This window comes from Nocardia vaccinii NBRC 15922 (genome assembly GCF_001613305.1).
Classification (GTDB): Bacteria; Actinomycetota; Actinomycetes; order Mycobacteriales; family Mycobacteriaceae; genus Nocardia; species Nocardia vaccinii.
In genome coordinates, this window is record NZ_BDCC01000019.1 from 361,635 (window position 1) to 380,612 (window position 18,978).

The window sequence follows — 18,978 nt, forward strand, 5'->3', positions numbered from 1 at the left end:
CTATGCCACGAACAAGTCGGCGCACATCCTCTCGGGTCATCACCGGTACGATCTGGCTCCTGGTGTTGACCGCGACCACAGCCTGTGGCGCTGCCCATCAGTCAACACCGCAGCCCGGACCTGCGATGCCCGATCTGCACGCAGAACCTCGACATCCGAGATCGACTGTATTCCAGGCGATTACACTCCCGGCCGCTGACCAAGGACCGCGCCGTGACGATGGAACCGTCGCGGCCGGATTCGACCACACGCCGGTCGGCGCCGCACTGGCCGCGATCCAGGCCAGCGTCCGGATGTCGGTCGCCCCGGATACCCAGTGGCCGACGATCGGGCAACGCATGCTCGCACCGGGTCCCGGACGTGACGCGTGGGCGGTCGCACGTGCGCAGATCTCGATCACCGCGCCCGCCGATACGCCGCTGCGGCTGCAGGGCTACCGCGTGCACAGCTACACGCCCGGGCGCGCCGAGATCGCCATCTATGCCCGGCAACCCGACACCTCGCTGACCTGCAACACCGAAACGGTCATCTGGCAGAACAGCGACTGGAAACTGCTGCTGCCGGATCAACTCCGTACCCAGGCCGTGACCTCCGTCCCGGCCGTGCCCGCCGACATGGTCGCCTTGACGCTGCACTGATACCGGAGAAGCTCGTGTCCACTCGCCGAATGTGGCTGATCCTGACCATCAGCATCACCGCAGTCCTCATCGCCGGCCTCGCACTGGTGACGACCACGCGCCACACCGTCCCCACGCCTCCTTCAGTAACGGCGAGGAGCACAACCGTCGGGCCGGTGCAATCCTCCGCCAGCGAGGCCAAGGAACCGACCACCGACCTGGATGGCAACCGCTTGGACGTCATCGACGACGCCGGCCGCGCACTGCCCCAAAACCCTTCGGAGCGAATCGGTCCGCACAGCACGGACTATCTGACCGCGGCACCGGCGAACATCGAATGGCAGCGCATATGGGGCGGAGCCGCGATCCCGGTCTCGGCCGGCGACGGCCCCGAGCAGATCCGCGACGGAGTCGCCTCCGGATTCGCCGACACACCGCAAGGCGCGGCCCTAGCGGCCTGCGACGCTATCGCCCGTGCGCTAGCCGCACCCGAAGGAATTTGGCAAAGCGTCGTGCGTGCGCGTTACCTCGGCGGCGGACAGGCGTTGATCGACCGGTTCGCCGCCAGCCGCGCCAGCACTCCCGGCGCGGGGCGATACGTCACCGTGCCCGAAGGCATCCGAATCCTGCCCGGCTACCGACAGGACTTCGCAGTCGTCCAAATCGCGGTCCGCACACGAGACAGCTTCGCCTACGGCACCTGGCCGATGGTCTGGAACAACACCGACTGGCGCGTACGCGTACCCGACGACATCAACACTCTCTGGCAACCAGCCGTCCCTCTGACCACGCTTACCGACTTCGGGCGGTGGGAAAGCCAATGAACTCAGCGCTCCTCGTTGCCGGTGCGGTGCCGGACGTCAAATCACAACTGCCCAACGCAGCGTGCGACTTACCCGATATCGTCGGCGCGGTCTGTCAGGCCGGACGCCTGGGCAGCCAGGCCGCAGGCGCTGCTGTGAGCTCCACTTTCGATAGTTTTGTGCATAGCCTGATCGATGGATTGGCAACCCTGCTCCGTGCAGATCTGGCCTGGTGGACCGACCTGCCCTCTCCCACACTCGCAGCGTCGACAGGAGAGCCAGGTCCGGTGCTGGCCTCGATCCGTGGATACACCAGCGGGTTACAGGTACTGCTGCTGACCGCGGGCATCATGTTTGCCGCCGCGCGACTGGCCCTGGCTAAACGCGGCGGTGTCGCCGGAGAAGCACAAGAGGCGTTCCTGATGTTCGCGCGCGCCGTGTTCGCTTCGATGACTTTCGCCGCAGTCGTCACCGTCGGAACGCGAGCGGGCGACGCCTTCTCGAACTGGGTGATCGACGACGCCAGCCGTGGTGACTCCGACGCCGCGTTCGCTCTGCTGACCCGGCTCTCAGAGCCAGGTGGTGCGTTGGGCTCCGGTGTATTGCTGGTCATCGGATTGTTCGGGCTGATCAGCATGTTGGTGCAGCTGGTGATGCTGGTCGTGCGTCAGGCCTTCCTGATCCTGGTTGTCGCAGCCTTGCCGATCGCCGCAGCTGCGGCTGGGACCGGGCCAGGCTCGCAGGCGTACAAGCGGATGTTGTCCTGGTCGCTGGCGTTCTTGTTGTGGAAGCCGGTCGGCGCCTTGTGTTATGCGATCGCGTTCAGCGCGGTCGGTGCGAAAGACTCCGCGCAACACCAAGATCCGCAGACGACGTTGCTCGGGTTGATCTTGTTGTTGATGGTGGCTGTAGTGCTGCCTGCGTTGATGCGGTTGATCGCGCCGGTCGTGGCGACCATGGGCGGTAGCGGCGGAGCTGCGGCGACTCTGGCTGGTGGTTTGGCCGGTGTCGCGATGGGCAGCGCCGGTCAGGATCGGTCCGAAGCGCGCAAACTCAGCGAAAACGACGGCGCCGGAGGTGGCGGCAGTCCGTCACCGCCTGGCGGCGGATCTCCTCCTGCTTCTGGTGGGCCACAGGGCGGTGGAAGACCGGTAGGCACAGGCAGTGCCAGCGGAGGCGCCACAGGTGGGGGCGCGGGCAGTGTGCCCGCACCCGAGAGTGCGACCACGACCGGTGTGAGTACGGCCGGCGGTAGTAGTGCTGGGGCGGCAGCGGCCGGTGGTGGTGCTGCTGGGGCGGGTGCTGCCGGGATGGCGGTGACTGCGGCTCGGTCGGCGCATCACGGTGTGCAGCAGGCGGGTTCGTCTGCTGTGCCCGAAGCGCGCGATGCCACCGAGTCGGGTGTGGATCCTGATACGCCGGGCCCGATGGAGGTGCGGCGGTGACTACGCGCATGTATGGGCGGTGGGAGCGTCCTCGCTCGGCGGGGTTTTTCGGTTTGACCTGGGGTGTGTCCATGCTCGGGCTCGCCCTGATCGTGACGGTCATGCTCGCGTTCATGTTCACGCGATCGCTGGAGGTGACGGTGATCGTGATGGGTTGTGCCGCAATATTGTTCATGCCTACGGCGATCACGGTCGGCGGCCGCACCGGGTGGGAGATCGCGGTGTTGCGCACGCAGTTCGCGCTGGCGCGGGCTCGCGGTGAGGACCTGTATCGGGCGGGGCGGTTCTCCAGCATCCCGGGGACCGCGAAATTGCCTGGGCTGTTGGCGAGTTCGCGTCTGAGCGAGTATGAGACCTCTGGTGGCAAGCGTTTCGCGCTGATTCACATCCGGCGTTCGGATCATTTCACGGTGGTGCTGCGGGTCTTGCCGCGCGGTAAGGAGTTGGTGGATCAATCCCAGATCGACGCGTGGGTCAGCGAATACGGGCAATTCCTGGCGGGTCAATCGCGTGGCGGGGAAGTCGTGGCGGTGACCACGGTGCTGGATCACGTGGTGGAAACCCATCTCACCCAGCGGCGTGAGGTGGCCCGGCTGATCCGCGCCGACGCACCGGAGTTCGCGCGGACGGTGATGCAGCAGGCGGCGGCGGATATCGGGGGAGTCGGGGTGCGTGTGGAAGCGCGCGTGGCGATCACGTTTCGTGCGTTCGGGCAAGGACGCGCCCGCCGTGACACCGCTGAGCAGGCTCGGGAGATCGGCCAACGCCTGCAAGGAGTGCTCTCGCAGCTCTCGCGTGCCGGTTTGCCGGCGACCCCGCTCGAGGCGTGGGAAGTGATCGGGATGGTCCGCAGCCGCTACGACCTCGCCGCTCAACGTGACGTCCAGGCCGCGGGCCGTGATATCGAACGCACCCAATCGTGGGACTCGGCCGGTCCGGTCGCGCACGAGGACCGTTGGGACCAGTACCTGCATGACGGGGCGCGGTCGGTGACGTGGGAGATGGATCTGGCCCCGCGTGGTGCGGTGTACGAGACGGGGCTGGAGGAGTTGTTGCGGCCGCGTGCGGATGTGCCGCGCAAGCGGATCGCGATCGTGTACCGGCTGCATTCAGCGGCTGAGGCCAGCGACCTCGTCGACCGGGACTTCCGGGACGCGCTGGCCGCGGAGCAGACCGAACGCGGGATCGCTTCGGCGGCGGCGTCGATGCGGGTGGACAACACGCGCGCCGCGAGGCACGAACAAGTCCGCGGTGCCGGGTTGACCCGGTTCGGTGTGCTCATCACCGCCACCGCCCCGCTGGATGCGGACATGCCCGGCATCGAAGCGTCGGTGAAAGATATGGCCGCGGCCTCACGCCTGGGGATCCGCCGCTGCTACGCCGCGCAAGCCGCTACCTTCGCCGCGTCCCTGGGTATCGGGCTCATCCTGCCCGAACATCTCTCGATCTCCCGCCGGGTGACCGCATGAACACAGCACCCCGGCCCAGCGCACGCCCGCTGAAACACCTGCAGCTCAGCGGAATCCGCGTGCTGACCGACGCGGCGCGCTCGGTGATCGAGCAGCAGGCTCGCCACGGCGGGATACGTGGCGTCCGTGCGCGCCTGGTGTTGTCCCGGGACGATCATCGCCGTGCCACGGCGTTGCGCCGGGTCGAGGACGCGGGCACCGATGGATTCCTCCGGCCGCTGGCGCGGTTGACCGATCGTGGTTACGCCGGGCGTGGTGGGGGCCGCGCGTCGGTGGTGCCGGCGACACCGGAATGGCGTTCGACGACTGTGCAGGTGGCGGGGTTGTGGCCGTTCGCTGTCGGTGCGACGGCCCCGACGGTCGGTACTCCGATCGGCACTCATTACATCACCGGCGCCCCGGTGCATTTCGATCAGATGAGCTGGTTCGTGCGGGGTTTTATCACCGCGCCGATCACGTTTGTGTTGGCGCTCAATGGGTTCGGGAAGAGTTCGCTGATCCGGCGGCTGGTGACCGGTGCTGTGGCGTCCGGGTCGGTCGCGTTGTGCATGGGGGACACCAAACCCGACTACCGCGACCTGGTCCGGTTACTCGGTGGGCAGGTGATCGACCTGGGGTACGGGCACGGCACGATCAACCCGCTCGCGGTCGGCGCCCTGGGCACGGTCATCGATCGGCTGCCCGAGCCTGATCAACGCCGCCAGGTCGCAGCGCGTGTGGAGGCCGGACAGGTCAATATCGTTGCCGGGCTGATCGAGCTGGTTCGTGGCAGCCGGGTCGCGGACTACGAGGAAACACTCCTGATCGCCGGGCTTCGCGAACTCTACAGTCCCGCAGGTGGATTCACCTCCAGTGCGCCGCCGTTGTTGTCGGATCTGCTGGCGGTGATCTCCGCGGGCGGGCAGCGGATGCGTCAGTTCGCCGAAGAAGACGACGAGGCCTCGTATCGGGCCAGTACGAAAATGTTGCGTCGCTCGCTGCGGGCGCTGGTGGAAGGGCCGTGGGGTGCGATCTTCGACCGTCACACCAGCACTCCGGTGGATTTGTCCAGCCCCGCGGTGTGTATCGACGTCTCCCGCATCCCCGAGGGCGACACCAAACTCCTGGCCGCGGCGCTGATGGTGTGCTGGTCCGAAGGATTCGGCGCTGTGGCTGCCGCGCACGCCCTGGCCGATGCCGGGCTCGCTCCGCCCCGCACGTTCGAGGTCGTCATGGACGAGATCTGGCGGGTGCTCGGTGCGGGGGAGTTCATGGTCGACCGCACCGACGCGCTCTCGCGATTGAACCGTCCCCTGGGGACCGGGCTGATCATGTGCAGCCACACCATCAAAGACCTGTCCGGGTTCGACTCCCCCGCCGCGGCGGCCAAAGCGCTGGGACTGTTCGAACGCGCCCGCGCCAAGATCATCGGCCCGGTCGGCCCGGAAGAGATCGAGCGTCTGCGCGGCGCGGTGTCGATCACCGACACCGAAAAACTCCTCGTCACCTCCTGGGCCGCACCCCGCCCACCCACCGACGACCGCGACAGCAGCTCCGTGATGGGGCGTGAAACACCGCCTGGCACAGGGTGTTTCCTGATCAAAACCGGTGAGGCGAACCAGCCCGGGATCCCGGTCCGCATGAGCTTCACACCCGCCGAGCGGGATGCGGACATTCACAACACCAACCGCCGCTTCGACCACCTGACACATAAGCAGTGAAGGAGATACGAATGCCACGGAACGAATTCCCGCACTCGTTGGGCCGCAACGGTATCGAACGTGACGCGCGAGGTTCGTCGGCGTCCGCCGGGCCTGCCGGCTCGCCGGTCGAGGAGGGCGGGCCGTTATGAGTGCCGTCGCAGACTTCGTGGTGATCAATCCGGACGGCACTGTCTTGTATGACGTGCGTGATCAGGGTTCGGGGTTGCGTGGTTCGCTCGCGCGGCATGTTCCGGATCTGAGTACGCAGGGGATGGGGCGTGTGCGGGCGTGGTTCGCCGACGACTTCAGCGCCCCTGCGCTGGAAGCGAACCCGCTGGCGTATCGCGTGCTCACCGGACTGGGGTATCGCCATCCCACTGGCTGGTACGGGCCGGTCGCGCTGACCATGGAAGAAACCCCGTCTGGGAACGTCCCTCCGCTGACCCCGGAGGTGCGGGAAACACTGAACGATCTGTTCGCCGCAGCGTCTTCGACCTACGGTGCTCCATCTGATTTCTCCACACGGGCGACAACTGCGGAGATGATCGATGCCGCACTTCCCGCCGGCCAGGACGCATCAACTGAGATCGACAGCGCAGCAACACCAACCACACCGCCGGTTACCTACGACTCGGATTCGGGGGTGGAGCTGTGAACCCGCCTCTGCCCGTGCTTGGCGCAGGGGGACAAGCCGATCACTGCCTGTCTTACGGCGGGTGCGAGGGGCTGGGGAGGGCAGGCGGGTGAGTAGTGGGTGCTTCGAAACTCGTTGTCGGACTATGTCTGTCGATACCGGTGGTGCTGCTGTTCGTGCTGGTTGTGCTGATCGGCGCGGATCCGGGACAGGCCTGCGCTGCTGGGGTGAGCGACGGTACGCAAGGCGCGACGGGGGAGTCGGTGGCAGGGTTGAACGATCGCCAATTGCAGTTGGCGCGCAATGGAGTGGTGATCGGCACACAGCGTCACGAGCCGCAGCAGGTGATCATCGCCGAACTCGCGGCTCAGGCGACCGAGAGTACGTTGCGGAATCTGGCGAATCCTGCTGTCCCGGAATCGCTTCGGTACGCCAACGATGGGCAGGGCTACGACCTGGATTCGCTGGGCCCGCATCAGATGCGCGCCAGTATTTGGGGCGCTGCAGGAATCGCGACGCTGATGAATCCGGTCTATCAGATCAACTGGTTCTATCAGCAGGCCGATCGCTACGCCGGGCAGGGCTTGTCCTCGCCGGAGTTGGCGCAGGCGGTCGAGCGTTCGGCGCCGGATGCCTACGCCACGCAGATGGATCTGGCGCGCCGGCTCTACGCGATGTTCGCGAATGTCGATCCCGGGACCGCTGCGGCCGATGCGACGGCGGGACAACAGCCCTCGGGCTGTGGGAGGGGTGGCTCGGGGGCCCCGTTGAGCGGGGATGGGGGAGTGTTCGGGGCGGCGGTGGTCGCGGCGGCGCAGCGGTGGGTCGGCACTCCGTACGTGTGGGGTGGCGGCGACCCTGCGGGCCCGACCAACGGTGGATTCGACTGTTCCGGGCTCACCCTGTATGCGATCTATCAGGCATCTGGCGGGCGAATCAGGCTGCCGCACTACACCCAGGCCCAGCAAGACTCCCCACAGGGACAGGTGGTGCCGTTCGCCGACCGCCGGCCCGGGGATCTGATTTTCTTCACCAGCTCCGGCGAGTCCGATTCGCATCACGTCGCGATTTATCTGGGCCGCAATACCTCTGGTCAGGACATGGTGGTGCACGCCCCGGATGTCTCCGAAACCGTGCGCAACGCCCCGCTCGCGGCGGTCGCCGGGCACGACCGGATGGACGTGCGGCGCTACGCCCCACCACCGGTCTCCGCGGCAGGACCGGCTCCCGCCCCGGCGCGAAACGACCCGCAGTCAACGATCCCGACCCCGCAGGAAGGCGCACGACCATGACACGGACGTACCGAATGGCATACCGAAACTACTTGGGCTGCAGCAGAACTCACGGCGTCGTGTGCGGGAGGCCGGGTGCCGGGGCTGCTGCGGGTGTGGTGCTGTGCGCGGTGTCCAACGCGCACGCTCGCGGTGCGGGTGCCCCGCCCGGGGCTGATACTGTGTCGCCGATAGTGGGTGAGTTCGGTGTCTGAGCTCACCGGCAACGGGGGGATGCTGGCTGCGGCGCGGGCGCGCGTTGCTGCCTTGGCCGCGCGGAGTCCTGGGATGGCGCTGTGTGCCGCGGCTGAGCGGGACAGGTTCGCGGTCTGCACCATGGGCGGGACACCGGTGTGGTGTGCGCGGTTCCACCGCGACCTGATCGTCGAGTCAGACGCGATGGCCGCCGAACTCGCCGGAGTGCACGCGTTGTGGCTGGCCGAACGAGCGCGCGAACACTACGGCACCAGCGCGGCCAGGGTGCGGCTGATACTCACGCCCCGGCATCCGATGACCGCGGTCGTGCTCGACACCGCGGCGATCGCGGCGGGGCTGTTGCTGGAGCTGGTGGTGGACGCGCCGGTCAACCCGGCGATCGAGCTGTGCGCGAGCGGGCCGCTGACCGATTGGCGCACAGCGGATCTGACCGAGCTGATCGACACTCCCGGGAGCACTTCATGACCAGGATGCGCGGGGGCCTGTTGAGTGCAGCGATGTGCATGCTGGTCACCGCGACATCGTGTACCGGCGGCGGCCACTCATCCGCGACCAGCAGCGGCCGTCGGTGCGCGCCGGTATTCACCGCGCCGTTCGACCGGGTCGATGCCTGCTCAGCGGAGAGCGTGATGACCGCGGCCCTGACCACCGTCTTCAGCTATCGGCCCGCCGAACACCTCACCGCGCCAGCGGCATTCACTGCCGCGGCACCGCTGATGGACCCCGAGTTCGCAGCGCGCGCTGAGCCGGCGGCGGCGCTGCTGGTGCCGATCACCCCGGTGATGTGGCAGCAATGGGCCGCCCGTGCGGTCACCGTCACCGCCAGCGCGCGTGTCACCGGGGACGAGCATCCCCCGGACACCACCACCAGCGTCGCGCGGGTGCTGGCGGTGACCCAGCGTCCCAGCGACAACAGTCCCTCGATCCAGTTCGCCGTCTATGCCCGCGCCGGACGATCCGGCCCGGGCACGGCATGGCGGATCACACAGTTGGAGGTGAAAACATGAGCGCGAGTGGGGATCCCGTCGAGGATGGCGGGCAAGCGGTGCGCGCGGGGTTTGTGCAGGCGATGCAGACCGCGGCGATGACGATGAACCTGCTGCAGCGCCGCGGCGCGGAATCGCGGTCGGTCACCGAGTTCAACACCCGCCAAGGCATCGCTGGCCTGCAATGGCAGGGATACGTTGATCGAGCCGCGCAGGGCAAAGAACTGCACGACCTGGAAGTACAGATCAAACGGGCGCGGCTGGATAACGATGCCGCTGAAGCCGGGCGCCGTGAGTCCGCGCACGAGAACACCGAACAGCGCCGAAATCAGTTGCATGGCTTGCACGTTCAGGGGCAGCGGGCTGAGCGCAACCGCAAGGACGCGATCCACACCAAACAACTCGACGGTTACAACACGCGCGCGGTCTACGCCCGGCACCTGCATTCGCTGGATGTGCGATACAAGAAGCTGCTGATCGAGGGCCGCGAACGTGCGCTCGGTTTCGCCGAAACCCTTGCCGCGGACCAGGACCGCGCCGCCTACACCACCGGTGTGTCCACCGCGGCGTGGGCCGCGGCGCAAAGTGCCGCGGGGCTGTCCCCCGAACACGCCGATCAAGCCTCGGCGTGGGACGAACGTGTCGCCGAGGACACCGGATGGGGCCGGCTGTTCGCGAGCCTGTTCCACAGCGAGGACCAGGACCTGGACGACGACCTCGACGCCACGGCGGACGCTGGGGGCTGGCGGTGGCCGTCGGAGGCATTCGAGCCGGTGCCAGGGTTGGCCCAGGAATTGGTGTACGGCATCTACGGCGAGCAGCAATACCGCACGGTAGCGCTGGGCGAGGATGCAGCGCAGGACACCGGGGCCTGGATCGGAGAGGTCGTCGAGGCAACCTGGCCGACCGACACCCAGCCGCCAGCGATCGAAGCCACCCCCGGATCACCTGCGCCCCAAGCAGCTGTCCAGGAATCACCGGCGAGCACACCAGATCCGGTTCCACTCGATGTGCCCGAGCCTGGGATGGAGTTGTATCCGTGATCGCCTGTAACACAACACCTTTGCTGCGAGGCGGTCGTGGAGCCGTCGGCACGTTGAGGTGGAAGGGAAGGGGAGATGAACAAACCCAGCACGTTACACAAACGGGTCCTGCGGGCCATCACACAACAAGCGTTGGAAGCGCAAAAACTTCTGCCCCTCAGCGCATCCGGAAGCAGCCACGGATCCGAAGGCGCGGGTAATCCGGCGTATCACCGGGTGACGGTGAAGATCCGGGAACTCGAGGCCGCTGCGGTGGCCGGTGGTGTGCCGCGGGAGTGGATCGAGCAGACCCGCTATCGCGGGGAGCTGGGTATGGCGTGGCGGCCGGATCTGCATTGGTGTGAGCACACACCGGTCGATCGGCCCGCACTGCTCGCCGCCCTGGAACACGATGTGCGGCACGTGGGTGAGATCGCCGCGGTCGCTGCCGCGTACGGGCAGCGCGGGGCGCGCGCGGAAGCGGGAACCGCGCAGTTGTTCGCACGGAACCTCGACACGCTGGCGCGTCGGGTGGCCGCGATCGCGCACTTGCTGAACCTTTCCACCGATGAGGCCGAGCAGCTGTGGGGACGCCAGAATGCGTGGAGCGCCGCGGCGGACAGCGTGCGCGCTGAGTCCGAGGAATCCTTGGCCGAGCGCTGGCGCACGTTGGCGCGTCTGGATACCCGGGCCGCGGCACGGCAGGTGGCGGCGCTGGCCGACGCGGGGATCGGCGCCGGATGCGCCGGAAACCCCTCACCGTCGGCAGCGCAGATGGTGCAACGCATCCAGCAGCTGTGGGAGCACACCGGACACGCCACCACCAGCGAACCCGCCGCGCCGGCCGCTGCAAACACTGGTCCCGCGAGCATCACCGGCAGCGCGCCGCGTGCTCAGCGAATCCTGTTCAGTGCTGCGCAAGGTGACCAGATCACCGAGTTCGTCACCGCTGTGGGACTGGTCGAAGACTTTCGGCCCGTGTTCCGAAGCCCCGCTGATCCGAAACCCGCACCGCCGGCCGCGATCGATATGGGCGGGCTCGAACCATGAACGCCCCCTGGGGAAACGAGTCACCCGAGCTCGAGGCGAAGCGGAAACTTCCCCCGCCGGCGGTGCAATTGTTGGAGCAGATCCACGCGCTGGCTGCCGCGGGTACAGCGATCACTCACGATCTCGCGGACAGTGCGTGGCCGGCGGCGACTGTCGCGTTGTGGCACAAGGATTTACAGCGCCTGGATCAGCGATGCGCCGCGGCCGAACAGCAAGCCCAGGCGGCGGGCGTGCCTCACGAGTTAGTCGCGATGGCGTGGTTTGCCGGGCATTGCGATGCCGAATGGACTCCGAGACAGGCTGATCCGACGCTGGGGCTGCGGCCCGTGCTGGGTGCGGAGCTGATGGCCAGTGCCGGGCAACTGCACAACATGGCCGCGGTATTGGTCAGCCACGAGTTTGCGCCGGGCTCGCGGCTGCCGCGCGACCCGTTCGAGGCCAATCAACTCACTCGCAACATGGCCGCGATGTTCAAACGAGCCGCGATGTTGGCGAACCTGATCGGGGTGAGCGAGGCGGGCTGGGAATCGCTGTGGGACCTACCGCCGACCGCGCAGCGCGAATACCTCACAGCGTTCCTGGGACCCGATGCACAACAGGACCTGGAATGGGCGTGGAACCAGTACACCTCCACCGACGGCGAGACCACCACGCTGCACACTATCGAGCAATTGAAGCACCGCGCCGGGCACCTCCCGAACCCCGGCTCGCCGAATCCCAGGAGCGTGTATGGCGCAGAGCATGCGAAGGCCGCGGCACTCCGCACATACCGCAACGCCCTGCACCAATTGCACGAACACCTCGCCACCGCTGCCGGCCCCGAGAGTGCTGTCGACGCCGCCTTCCCACAGGGAACCGACCGAGGCTGGGAGCCGGACAACCACACCTCCGGCAGTGCCGAGCGGCAAACAGATCCGACTGCGGAGGTCGAACCGTGAACACGTCGGACCACGACGTGCCCGCGAGCTCACCGCCACCCGCGGCCGCGGGAATCACCGGTCCGAACGAGTTGGTGATCCGCGCTGGGCAGATCCCGCCGGGGCAGGCGATGATGCTGCGGCACATCCAGGAACTCGCGGCCAAGGACGCGGACCTGCACCGCCACCGCGCGTCAGTCGAGCACGGTACAGCGGATGAGGCTCGACACGCCACCAGCGCAGCAGAACTCGACCGGCTCCGCGGAGTCCTGCAGATGCGGGCGCGCGCGGCGGGCGTACCGGTGGAATGGATCGCTCGGGTCACACAGTTGGGGCAGCAGGGAATCGGCTGGCACGAGGACCATCTGCTGCCGAACCCGATCACCTTCAACCAGCGTCGATCGGTCCACCGCATCGCGCAGGACACCCGCCATCTCACCGATATGGCAGCTCTCGCGGTCGTGCGTGAACACCACACCGCCCGTGCGGATCTCACGGTCCCGGATCCGGTCACGGCCGGGCAGTACACGCGAACTATGCACGCGCTGTGGCTGCGAGCCACCCGCACCGGCCAGACGATCACCCTCAGCCCCCGGGCCCGGCGGCGAGCCTGGGGTATCGACCAGGATACGCTGGTTCGCCGGGTCCACGGGCTGCTGCACCTGAGTGCCACAGACATCGACATGCTGTGGCGGCACCACGCTGCCCCCGCTCTGACGGACCGGCTCCGAGCCTCGCTGCGAGAACTACGCGATGCCGTGCCCGAACCTTCCGCCGCCGATCCCGAGGTGCATGCTCCGGAGCCGAAGCAGATACTCGCCGCCGCGCGCGCTGCCCTCTACGCCGTGGTGGCAGAACAGCAGGCACCGGTCATCGGGGAGTTCATCGCCGAGGTATTGCCCCAGGTCGATCAGGCTCGTGCTTGGCACCCCGATACCGCCACCACACCCGATACAGACCACGGCGTCCCACCGCACCGAGGCGGTGGGCCCGACCCCTGACCGCGAAACCGTCGAATACCACTGCACCACAGGATGTTTCGAACCAAAGGAATTACGCTATGAGCGAGCGAATCTCGTCGGCGACTCGCCAGCGGCGCGGATGCTGCACGGGCGCCGACCCGTAGAACCCGGGGCGGGCATCGCGTCGAACATGGACTCGAAAACCTCGGTGCTGCAATGGTATCAAGTAGGTCCAAGCCGTTGACGCTGGCTGACGCGAATCCAGCCTTCACCCTGAATCCATCGCGAGGGACATCAGACTGCCGCACCGGCCCTGTATGCCGTAACCGGTGCGGTCCGCTTCGAAAACGAAGGCGGCCCATGGATGTCCGAGAACACTCCCGATCAGTCATCCCACTTCCCCGACCACACCACTGCTGGCGAATACAGGCCACGCCAGAGCGATCCCGACGCCGGCGGTCCGGCCCCTGGCTCTTCGGGCGCACAGTTCCCGCCGCTGTCCGATCCGGTCCTGGCGCAGCTGCGCGACGGCCCGATCGCGCACCGGTTCGGCGCCGACGACTCCGATGCCGTGCACGCAAAACTCCTGCGCACAGTCCAAGACGCCAGCGCGGCACGCTCGGAGTGGATGACCGAGGCGGTCGACCACGACCTGGCGACCAGCGACCCGGCCTGGCGGTGGGCGCTGTACTCCAACGGCATCGATGCCGACGTGCGCGACGCGCGCGCCAACGCTGAGCAGGCCGGTGTGCCGGCCACCGACATCATCGACGCCGAAGCGCTGGGCAGCGCGCGGGTGTCGTGGGCCGAGCAGCCCGCGCACCGGCATCTGGGTCGTATCGAGCTGCTGAGCCGAGAAGTGTTCGACGCGAACAACCGAGCCGAGACCGCCCGCGGCCTGGTCGGGGATATCGCCGAACGCTTCGATCGCCTCTACGGGGTCATCGACACCCTCAGCGAAGGCCTGAACCGCGCACGCTCCATGGTCAGCGACCTGGCCATGGACCTGGCCGCGAACGGCTTGCCCCTCACCACCACTGGCGCATCACCCGACCCGCCGGGCACCGAACACGACGCATCTGTCCTCGCGACTGGAGCAGAGACCCAGCCCGACACAGGTGTGGGTCGCGCCGAGGGCGGCTCGGGGATCGGGGACGCGGTGGGCGCGGCCCTGCCTGACACCGGCCAAACCCGGTGGGCCACCGCGGAACCGCCACCGGCGGCTGCCAACCAGCAACCGCCCGTGCAGCCGGAGGTCGGCCGATGAGCACACCCCCCGCACCACAGGTGCGTCGGTACGAACGGGCGACCGTGCCGGTGGGGCAATCCCGCCACCGCCTCGAACACCAGGATGCTGGTAGCAGTAGTGAGGGCTTGGCGCTGTCTCTTCGCGCGGTGGGACACGAATCGTGAGCGGCCCGGTACGTGATCCGCATCCCCACGAGCAGGAACTGATCGCGGCGCTGCATCGGATCCATGAGCTGGCCGCGGCGACTGCGGCACTGGATCGGGTACTGGCGTTCGGGGGAGCCGATTGGATTGTCAATACCGCGGCCCGCGAGCGCCACGAGACGATGTCGGATGTGGTGCTGGCCGAACAGCGCGCGCGCTCGTTGGTGGTCGGCGGGCAGATCATCACCGCGGTCCGGCACGGCGGGCAGACCGGTCACCGCTGGATCGATCCTGAACCCGAGCATCTGTCCACCCCGCAAGGCATGGACCGGTGGGCGCGACGGATCGCACCGGAAGCTCCACCTACGGCGCCGGGTATTGGCGCGGCGATGCGGGCAGAGTACCTGCCCGCCCAGACAACCAGATGGCTGCGCGAGGTACAGCACCTGGCCGCCGAGGTGACCCGGATGCGCCAGGCAGCCACTCTGACCGCAGCCGGCGGTGATGTCAGTGTGCTGGCGCTGATGGTGACCCGGGTCGGCGATATCGATCGGCACCGCGAGGCCACTGAGGTCCGGGCACACGCCGCGGGGGTGTCGTTGCGGTGGATCGCATGGGCGCGGACGCGCGGACAGGTAGGCCGCGAATGGGATCCGGATCAGGCCCTGGTGCTGCCGGTCCCGGACGCCCGGCACCGCGCCGCCGAACACGTCACCGACGACATGCGCCATGTCACTGACATGGCCGCCCTCGCGGTGGTCCGCGACCACCAGCATCACACCGACCCTGGCACGGATCGGTCGGTGGCGCGAAAACAGTTCGCCCGCACCATGGATGCTCTCTGGTTCCGCGCCGCGCGCACCGCGCAGATCGCGGGATTGACTCCGCAGGAACGTGGCCGTATCTGGAGCACCAGCACCCAGGACTGTTATGGCCGGGTCGCGCACCTGCTGCACCTCGGTGGCGAGGAGATCGACGCCCTGTGGGATCAGTATTCGGCTCCCGAGATCGCCGAACAGGCTCACCACTCGTTCGACGAACTCGCACACGCGGCGGCCGCGACCAACGTCACCAGCGTGCACGCCGCGACCGAACTGCTGCCCCCGGCGCCGCACTACTTCCTCGACCGCGCCCGGCACACCCTCGATCGGCTCGCCGCGATCACCTCGCCCGCCCAGACGGGGATCGGTACCGCTGTCGCCGAGATCATCCCCGCCGCCGACCAGCCGCGAGCGTGGGAAACCGAGACCGACCTCCACGGCCGCGCAGGGACCGACACCATCGGCCCGCCCACAGGCCCTGGACCTGACCCGTAGCGCCCGAACACGTTTCGACTCACACAACCAATCAACGAACAAGAGAACAAACATGACCACATCGGATCCGGACCCGGTGACTCGGTGGCACGCCGAGCTGCTGGCCCAAATCACCCATCTCAGCGCCGAGCACGCGCGCGTCGCCGACCGCGGCCACAGCGGCTACGACGGGACCGACGCCGAGGCCCGCGAAGCCTGGCAAGTACATTTGGACGGGCTGGCAGCACAGCGAGAACACGCCGAACAGGTCGCCGCCTCCGCGGGCATCCGGCCACCGGCCATCGACCGAGCCCGACATCAAATCGACCCGACACGTGCTGCACCGCAGCAGGTTCCGGCATCCACCACGACCGGGGTGCCGGACCATGTGGCGGAGTTCTTCACCGACATGCTGACCGTGGATATGTTCCACCTCGAGCGCATCGCGATGCTCACCGCCGCCCGCCAACACCGCCTCGACGCCGGCGGGTACGGATTCGGGCCCGCCCCGGACGTGTCGGCTGCGGTCGAACGCAACATGAGCCTGCTGCATCTGCGGATCACCGCTCTGGCCGCCGCGGCCGAACTCACTGCGGCCGAAGGGGACCGGTTCTGGAACACCCAGCCCGAGCACTGGCGGCACCTGGCACGAGTCACCGTGCACACGATGAACGATCTCGAACTCGAACACACCTGGCGCAGTTACGCCTTCGCGGACACCGACCCTGCGGTCCCGCCCTACATCCCGGTCGATCCGCGCACCAACCTGCCCATCGGCGTGGCACACACGATCCCGCCGACCCCCACCGAACTGATCAGCATGGCCACCACAGCCCTGACCGGCCCGAGCCCCACCAACGCGGCAGCGCCCAGCGACGACGCGGTCCCCACCGGCCACAACGTGGAGGCGGCATTGCCCGCTGACACCACCCGCGCCTGGTCGCCCGGCGAGAGCCCCGACACCACCACCTCACCGTCGGGCCCGGACATCGGCCCCGACCCGTGACGGTTCTCAGCTCGCTGAGGCAGCGGAAGCACCTACTGCTGCACCCGGCTACCGAGTTCTCGGCTGTGGTGGCTGTTGACGCCGGCCATCACAGTTCCCGACGACGCCACGCATTTTCTCCGCGAGGGACATCCCCGCCGCCATCCGGGTCCGCGCGCACCACGCGAGGAACACCCGGTGCGGTCCGCTTCCATCAGCGAGGACACGATGTCTACCACTCACCCCGCGTCCACACCCGAAATCCTTGCGTCACAACCACTTCCGGTCGCGTCGCAACCCGCTCCGGCTGCGGTCGAACGCACGCTGACGAGCCTGTATCTCACCACCGCGGTTCCGCCCTGGCTGCGCGATGGACCGGTCACCCAAACCTACGGGCGCCGCGCCGCGCACGACGCGATCGCTGCGGCCCGGCTGCGCGAGGTGCAGAACCTGGCCGCGATCACCGCCGGCCACGTCCAGGGCGTCACCTTGGACGACGACCCCGATACTCAACAGCAACTCCTGGCCGCCGCCCTGGGGCACGCCTGCCAGGCCGCTGCCGCCACCGGAATCGCCGACGAGCACATCCAGGCTGCTCGAGACCTCGGTGAGTCCGGCGTGCCATGGGTCCACGCTCCCGCACACCGCCACCTCGGACGTATCGAACAACTCACCGCCGAGCTGGCCGCCGCGCACACCAGCTCGACCGTGCTGGCCTTGGTCGCCGCGCAGGCACTCCAGCGAGAACACCACGCACGCACCGCAATCGCCACGCTGCGTGACCAGCTCACCCACCCCGCCCCCACGATCGCTTCCGCGGATGCTGCGCCCGCTGAGCGCGCCGCGCCACGGCTTTGGGCCGTGCCGACCCCGCAGGAAACACCCGGCGGTGATGCTCGCCTGGACGGGGCGGGGATTGGGGACGCTGTGGCGGCAACCGCGCTCGAAGAAACACTCCCAGCCTGGGATCCGGGTGCTGCTCCCGGCGGCCCCGACACCGGCACCGGGGCGCGTCCGGTCGGGCAGGAGGTCGAGCTGTGAGCTGGCCGGACACCAGGGCCGGGATCACCGACCCGGACCACTACACCGATATCCCCGACCCGCAGGTGCGCGAACTGTTCGCCGCGTTCGCGCACCAACATCTGCTGCGGGAGATCGCCCCCTACGGCGAAACCGAGACGCAGACTCTCGAATTCGAGCAGTCGGCTGAGCACCTCGCACTCGAATGGGCGCAGCACCAGGATCCTCGGTTACGGCGGATGTGGACCGAACTCAAAGACGCGGTCGAGCTGTGGGACACCCATCCCGAACACGCGCGGGGGATCGCCGAGCAGCTCGGCCGCGCCCGAGAGCGACGAGACCTCGCCCCGAACTCGGAACTATGGCTGACCAGACGACACGCCCGCGAACTCACCGGCCACGCCCACGACCTGACGACCCGATCCGACCAGGACGCCGCCCGCTTCCGCCCGCCCACCGACCGCGCGACCACACGCGACAGCTCCCTTGAGCACGGCCCCGATCAGCGCACCGCGGTGGCCAAGACCCTCGGCGCCCCACGCACCCCGAGCAGCATGATCAGCCTGGACTCGGTCGACGCGGCGATCACCGCGACCGATGAGCTGCTGCTGGCCGAGGAGTACCTCGCCCGCGCCGAGCAGCGAGCGCAACTGCTACCACCACAATTACGTGAAACGACTGTCCTGGACCCCGAGACGCGCGCGGCGATGGGGTCCGCGGTACAAGCCCGGCTGCTGTGGCAGATCCAGGACCTGGCCGGCGAGCACACCCGCACCGCCGAAACGTTCACCGGCGACCCTGCCGCAGACCAAGCCACGATCGAACGCCTCGACCAACTCCATGCCGCACTGCTCTCAGCCCGTGCCGACGCGATCGACGCCGGGGTACCGCAGGACATCGCCTACCGCGCCTACCAGCGCGGACGAGACACCCCGACATCACCGCCGCTCCAGCCGGTCGGCTGGCCGTCGGGGCAGCTCGATACGCCGCAACGAGGCACCACTGTCGACCCACCCTTGAGTCGAACCCGGCAGGTGGCGGCCTCTGGCAGCAGCGTTGACGCGCCGACCGAGGGCTCGGGCGCGGTGATCGATGAAGCAGTCGCCGCGGCATTGACCGACGAGCACGGCACCGACTGGCACCACCCCGCACACCACGAGCAGCAACCGGCCACATCGGACGAACTCGGCGCGGAGGTCGCCTCGTGAAAAC

18 protein-coding genes are annotated in these 18,978 nt (G+C 68.0%); all 18 read left to right on the plus strand.

Translation table 11 applies throughout. The features are described 5' to 3' along the window. Positions 1-2: 2 nt before the first annotated feature. The 18 genes from NV1_RS15805 to NV1_RS15890 all read left to right on the plus strand — a co-directional run bounded on the left by NV1_RS15805 (position 3) and on the right by NV1_RS15890 (position 18,974). Entirely contained in the window at positions 3-638 is a 636-nt protein-coding gene (locus tag NV1_RS15805; protein ID WP_507762136.1) for a DUF8175 domain-containg protein, read from the plus strand. 14 nt (positions 639-652) lie between these two features. After that, positions 653-1,441: a DUF8175 domain-containg protein gene (locus NV1_RS15810; RefSeq protein WP_157116960.1), complete on the plus strand. Its 789-nt coding sequence runs from the start codon at positions 653-655 to the stop codon at positions 1,439-1,441. Further along, entirely contained in the window at positions 1,438-2,865 is a 1,428-nt protein-coding gene (locus NV1_RS15815) for a TrbL/VirB6 family protein (RefSeq protein WP_157116962.1), read from the plus strand. Before NV1_RS15810 ends, NV1_RS15815 begins: the two co-directional genes overlap by 4 nt. Further along, complete coding sequence (locus NV1_RS15820) at positions 2,862-4,334, plus strand: SCO6880 family protein (protein WP_157116964.1); 1,473 nt, start codon at positions 2,862-2,864, stop codon at positions 4,332-4,334. Before NV1_RS15815 ends, NV1_RS15820 begins: the two co-directional genes overlap by 4 nt. Beyond that, positions 4,331-6,034 carry a putative type IV secretion/conjugal transfer ATPase gene (locus NV1_RS15825; RefSeq protein ID WP_067891587.1) on the plus strand — a complete coding sequence of 568 codons (1,704 nt, stop codon included), beginning with the start codon at positions 4,331-4,333 and terminating at the stop codon, positions 6,032-6,034. The genes NV1_RS15820 and NV1_RS15825 overlap by 4 nt, the downstream gene beginning before the upstream one ends. A gap of 127 nt (positions 6,035-6,161) precedes the next feature. Next, a complete protein-coding gene (locus NV1_RS15830; protein ID WP_067891590.1) occupies positions 6,162-6,671 on the plus strand; it encodes a hypothetical protein in 510 nt (169 codons plus the stop codon). Positions 6,672-6,766: 95 nt separating this feature from the next. Further along, positions 6,767-7,942 (plus strand): C40 family peptidase, encoded by a 1,176-nt coding sequence (locus NV1_RS15835; protein ID WP_245713736.1) that lies wholly within the window; start codon positions 6,767-6,769, stop codon positions 7,940-7,942. Between the two features lie 186 nt (positions 7,943-8,128). Next, the gene (locus tag NV1_RS15840; RefSeq protein WP_157116966.1) at positions 8,129-8,602 is read left to right on the plus strand and encodes a hypothetical protein; all 474 of its coding nucleotides are present in this window, start codon (positions 8,129-8,131) and stop codon (positions 8,600-8,602) included. Then, positions 8,599-9,144 carry a hypothetical protein gene (locus tag NV1_RS15845; RefSeq protein WP_067891601.1) on the plus strand — a complete coding sequence of 182 codons (546 nt, stop codon included), beginning with the start codon at positions 8,599-8,601 and terminating at the stop codon, positions 9,142-9,144. Before NV1_RS15840 ends, NV1_RS15845 begins: the two co-directional genes overlap by 4 nt. Beyond that, positions 9,141-10,166, plus strand: a complete 1,026-nt coding sequence (locus NV1_RS15850) for a hypothetical protein (RefSeq protein WP_157116968.1) — start codon at positions 9,141-9,143, stop codon at positions 10,164-10,166. Before NV1_RS15845 ends, NV1_RS15850 begins: the two co-directional genes overlap by 4 nt. Positions 10,167-10,241: 75 nt before the next feature. Continuing rightward, entirely contained in the window at positions 10,242-11,195 is a 954-nt protein-coding gene (locus tag NV1_RS15855; RefSeq protein WP_067891609.1) for a hypothetical protein, read from the plus strand. Then, positions 11,192-12,133 (plus strand): hypothetical protein, encoded by a 942-nt coding sequence (locus NV1_RS15860; RefSeq protein ID WP_067891613.1) that lies wholly within the window; start codon positions 11,192-11,194, stop codon positions 12,131-12,133. Before NV1_RS15855 ends, NV1_RS15860 begins: the two co-directional genes overlap by 4 nt. Beyond that, positions 12,130-13,113 carry a hypothetical protein gene (locus NV1_RS15865; protein ID WP_067891616.1) on the plus strand — a complete coding sequence of 328 codons (984 nt, stop codon included), beginning with the start codon at positions 12,130-12,132 and terminating at the stop codon, positions 13,111-13,113. The genes NV1_RS15860 and NV1_RS15865 overlap by 4 nt, the downstream gene beginning before the upstream one ends. A 325-nt stretch (positions 13,114-13,438) precedes the next feature. Continuing rightward, positions 13,439-14,341, plus strand: coding sequence for a hypothetical protein (locus NV1_RS15870; RefSeq protein WP_067891619.1), 903 nt, complete (start codon positions 13,439-13,441; stop codon positions 14,339-14,341). Between the two features lie 142 nt (positions 14,342-14,483). Then, positions 14,484-15,782: a hypothetical protein gene (locus NV1_RS15875; RefSeq protein WP_067891622.1), complete on the plus strand. Its 1,299-nt coding sequence runs from the start codon at positions 14,484-14,486 to the stop codon at positions 15,780-15,782. A 52-nt stretch (positions 15,783-15,834) separates the two neighbouring features. Next, on the plus strand, positions 15,835-16,767 hold the full coding sequence (locus NV1_RS15880; protein ID WP_067891625.1) for a hypothetical protein: 933 nt from the start codon (positions 15,835-15,837) through the stop codon (positions 16,765-16,767). Between the two features lie 207 nt (positions 16,768-16,974). Next, positions 16,975-17,787 (plus strand): hypothetical protein, encoded by an 813-nt coding sequence (locus tag NV1_RS15885; protein WP_157116970.1) that lies wholly within the window; start codon positions 16,975-16,977, stop codon positions 17,785-17,787. Beyond that, entirely contained in the window at positions 17,784-18,974 is a 1,191-nt protein-coding gene (locus tag NV1_RS15890; RefSeq protein WP_067891630.1) for a hypothetical protein, read from the plus strand. The genes NV1_RS15885 and NV1_RS15890 overlap by 4 nt, the downstream gene beginning before the upstream one ends. The last annotated feature ends 4 nt before the right edge of the window (positions 18,975-18,978 follow it).

What these genes read in the sequence shown, in the direction of transcription:
- NV1_RS15850 (WP_157116968.1), top strand. Translation starts at nt 9,141, where the DNA reads ATGAGCGCGAGTGGGGATCCCGTCGAGGATGGCGGGCAAGCGGTGCGC.
- NV1_RS15845 (WP_067891601.1), top strand. Translation starts at nt 8,599, where the DNA reads ATGACCAGGATGCGCGGGGGCCTGTTGAGTGCAGCGATGTGCATGCTG.
- NV1_RS15885 (WP_157116970.1), top strand. Translation starts at nt 16,975, where the DNA reads ATGTCTACCACTCACCCCGCGTCCACACCCGAAATCCTTGCGTCACAA.
- NV1_RS15805 (WP_507762136.1), top strand. Translation starts at nt 3, where the DNA reads ATGCCACGAACAAGTCGGCGCACATCCTCTCGGGTCATCACCGGTACG.
- NV1_RS15825 (WP_067891587.1), top strand. Translation starts at nt 4,331, where the DNA reads ATGAACACAGCACCCCGGCCCAGCGCACGCCCGCTGAAACACCTGCAG.
- NV1_RS15855 (WP_067891609.1), top strand. Translation starts at nt 10,242, where the DNA reads ATGAACAAACCCAGCACGTTACACAAACGGGTCCTGCGGGCCATCACA.
- NV1_RS15870 (WP_067891619.1), top strand. Translation starts at nt 13,439, where the DNA reads ATGTCCGAGAACACTCCCGATCAGTCATCCCACTTCCCCGACCACACC.
- NV1_RS15880 (WP_067891625.1), top strand. Translation starts at nt 15,835, where the DNA reads ATGACCACATCGGATCCGGACCCGGTGACTCGGTGGCACGCCGAGCTG.
- NV1_RS15815 (WP_157116962.1), top strand. Translation starts at nt 1,438, where the DNA reads ATGAACTCAGCGCTCCTCGTTGCCGGTGCGGTGCCGGACGTCAAATCA.
- NV1_RS15860 (WP_067891613.1), top strand. Translation starts at nt 11,192, where the DNA reads ATGAACGCCCCCTGGGGAAACGAGTCACCCGAGCTCGAGGCGAAGCGG.
- NV1_RS15830 (WP_067891590.1), top strand. Translation starts at nt 6,162, where the DNA reads ATGAGTGCCGTCGCAGACTTCGTGGTGATCAATCCGGACGGCACTGTC.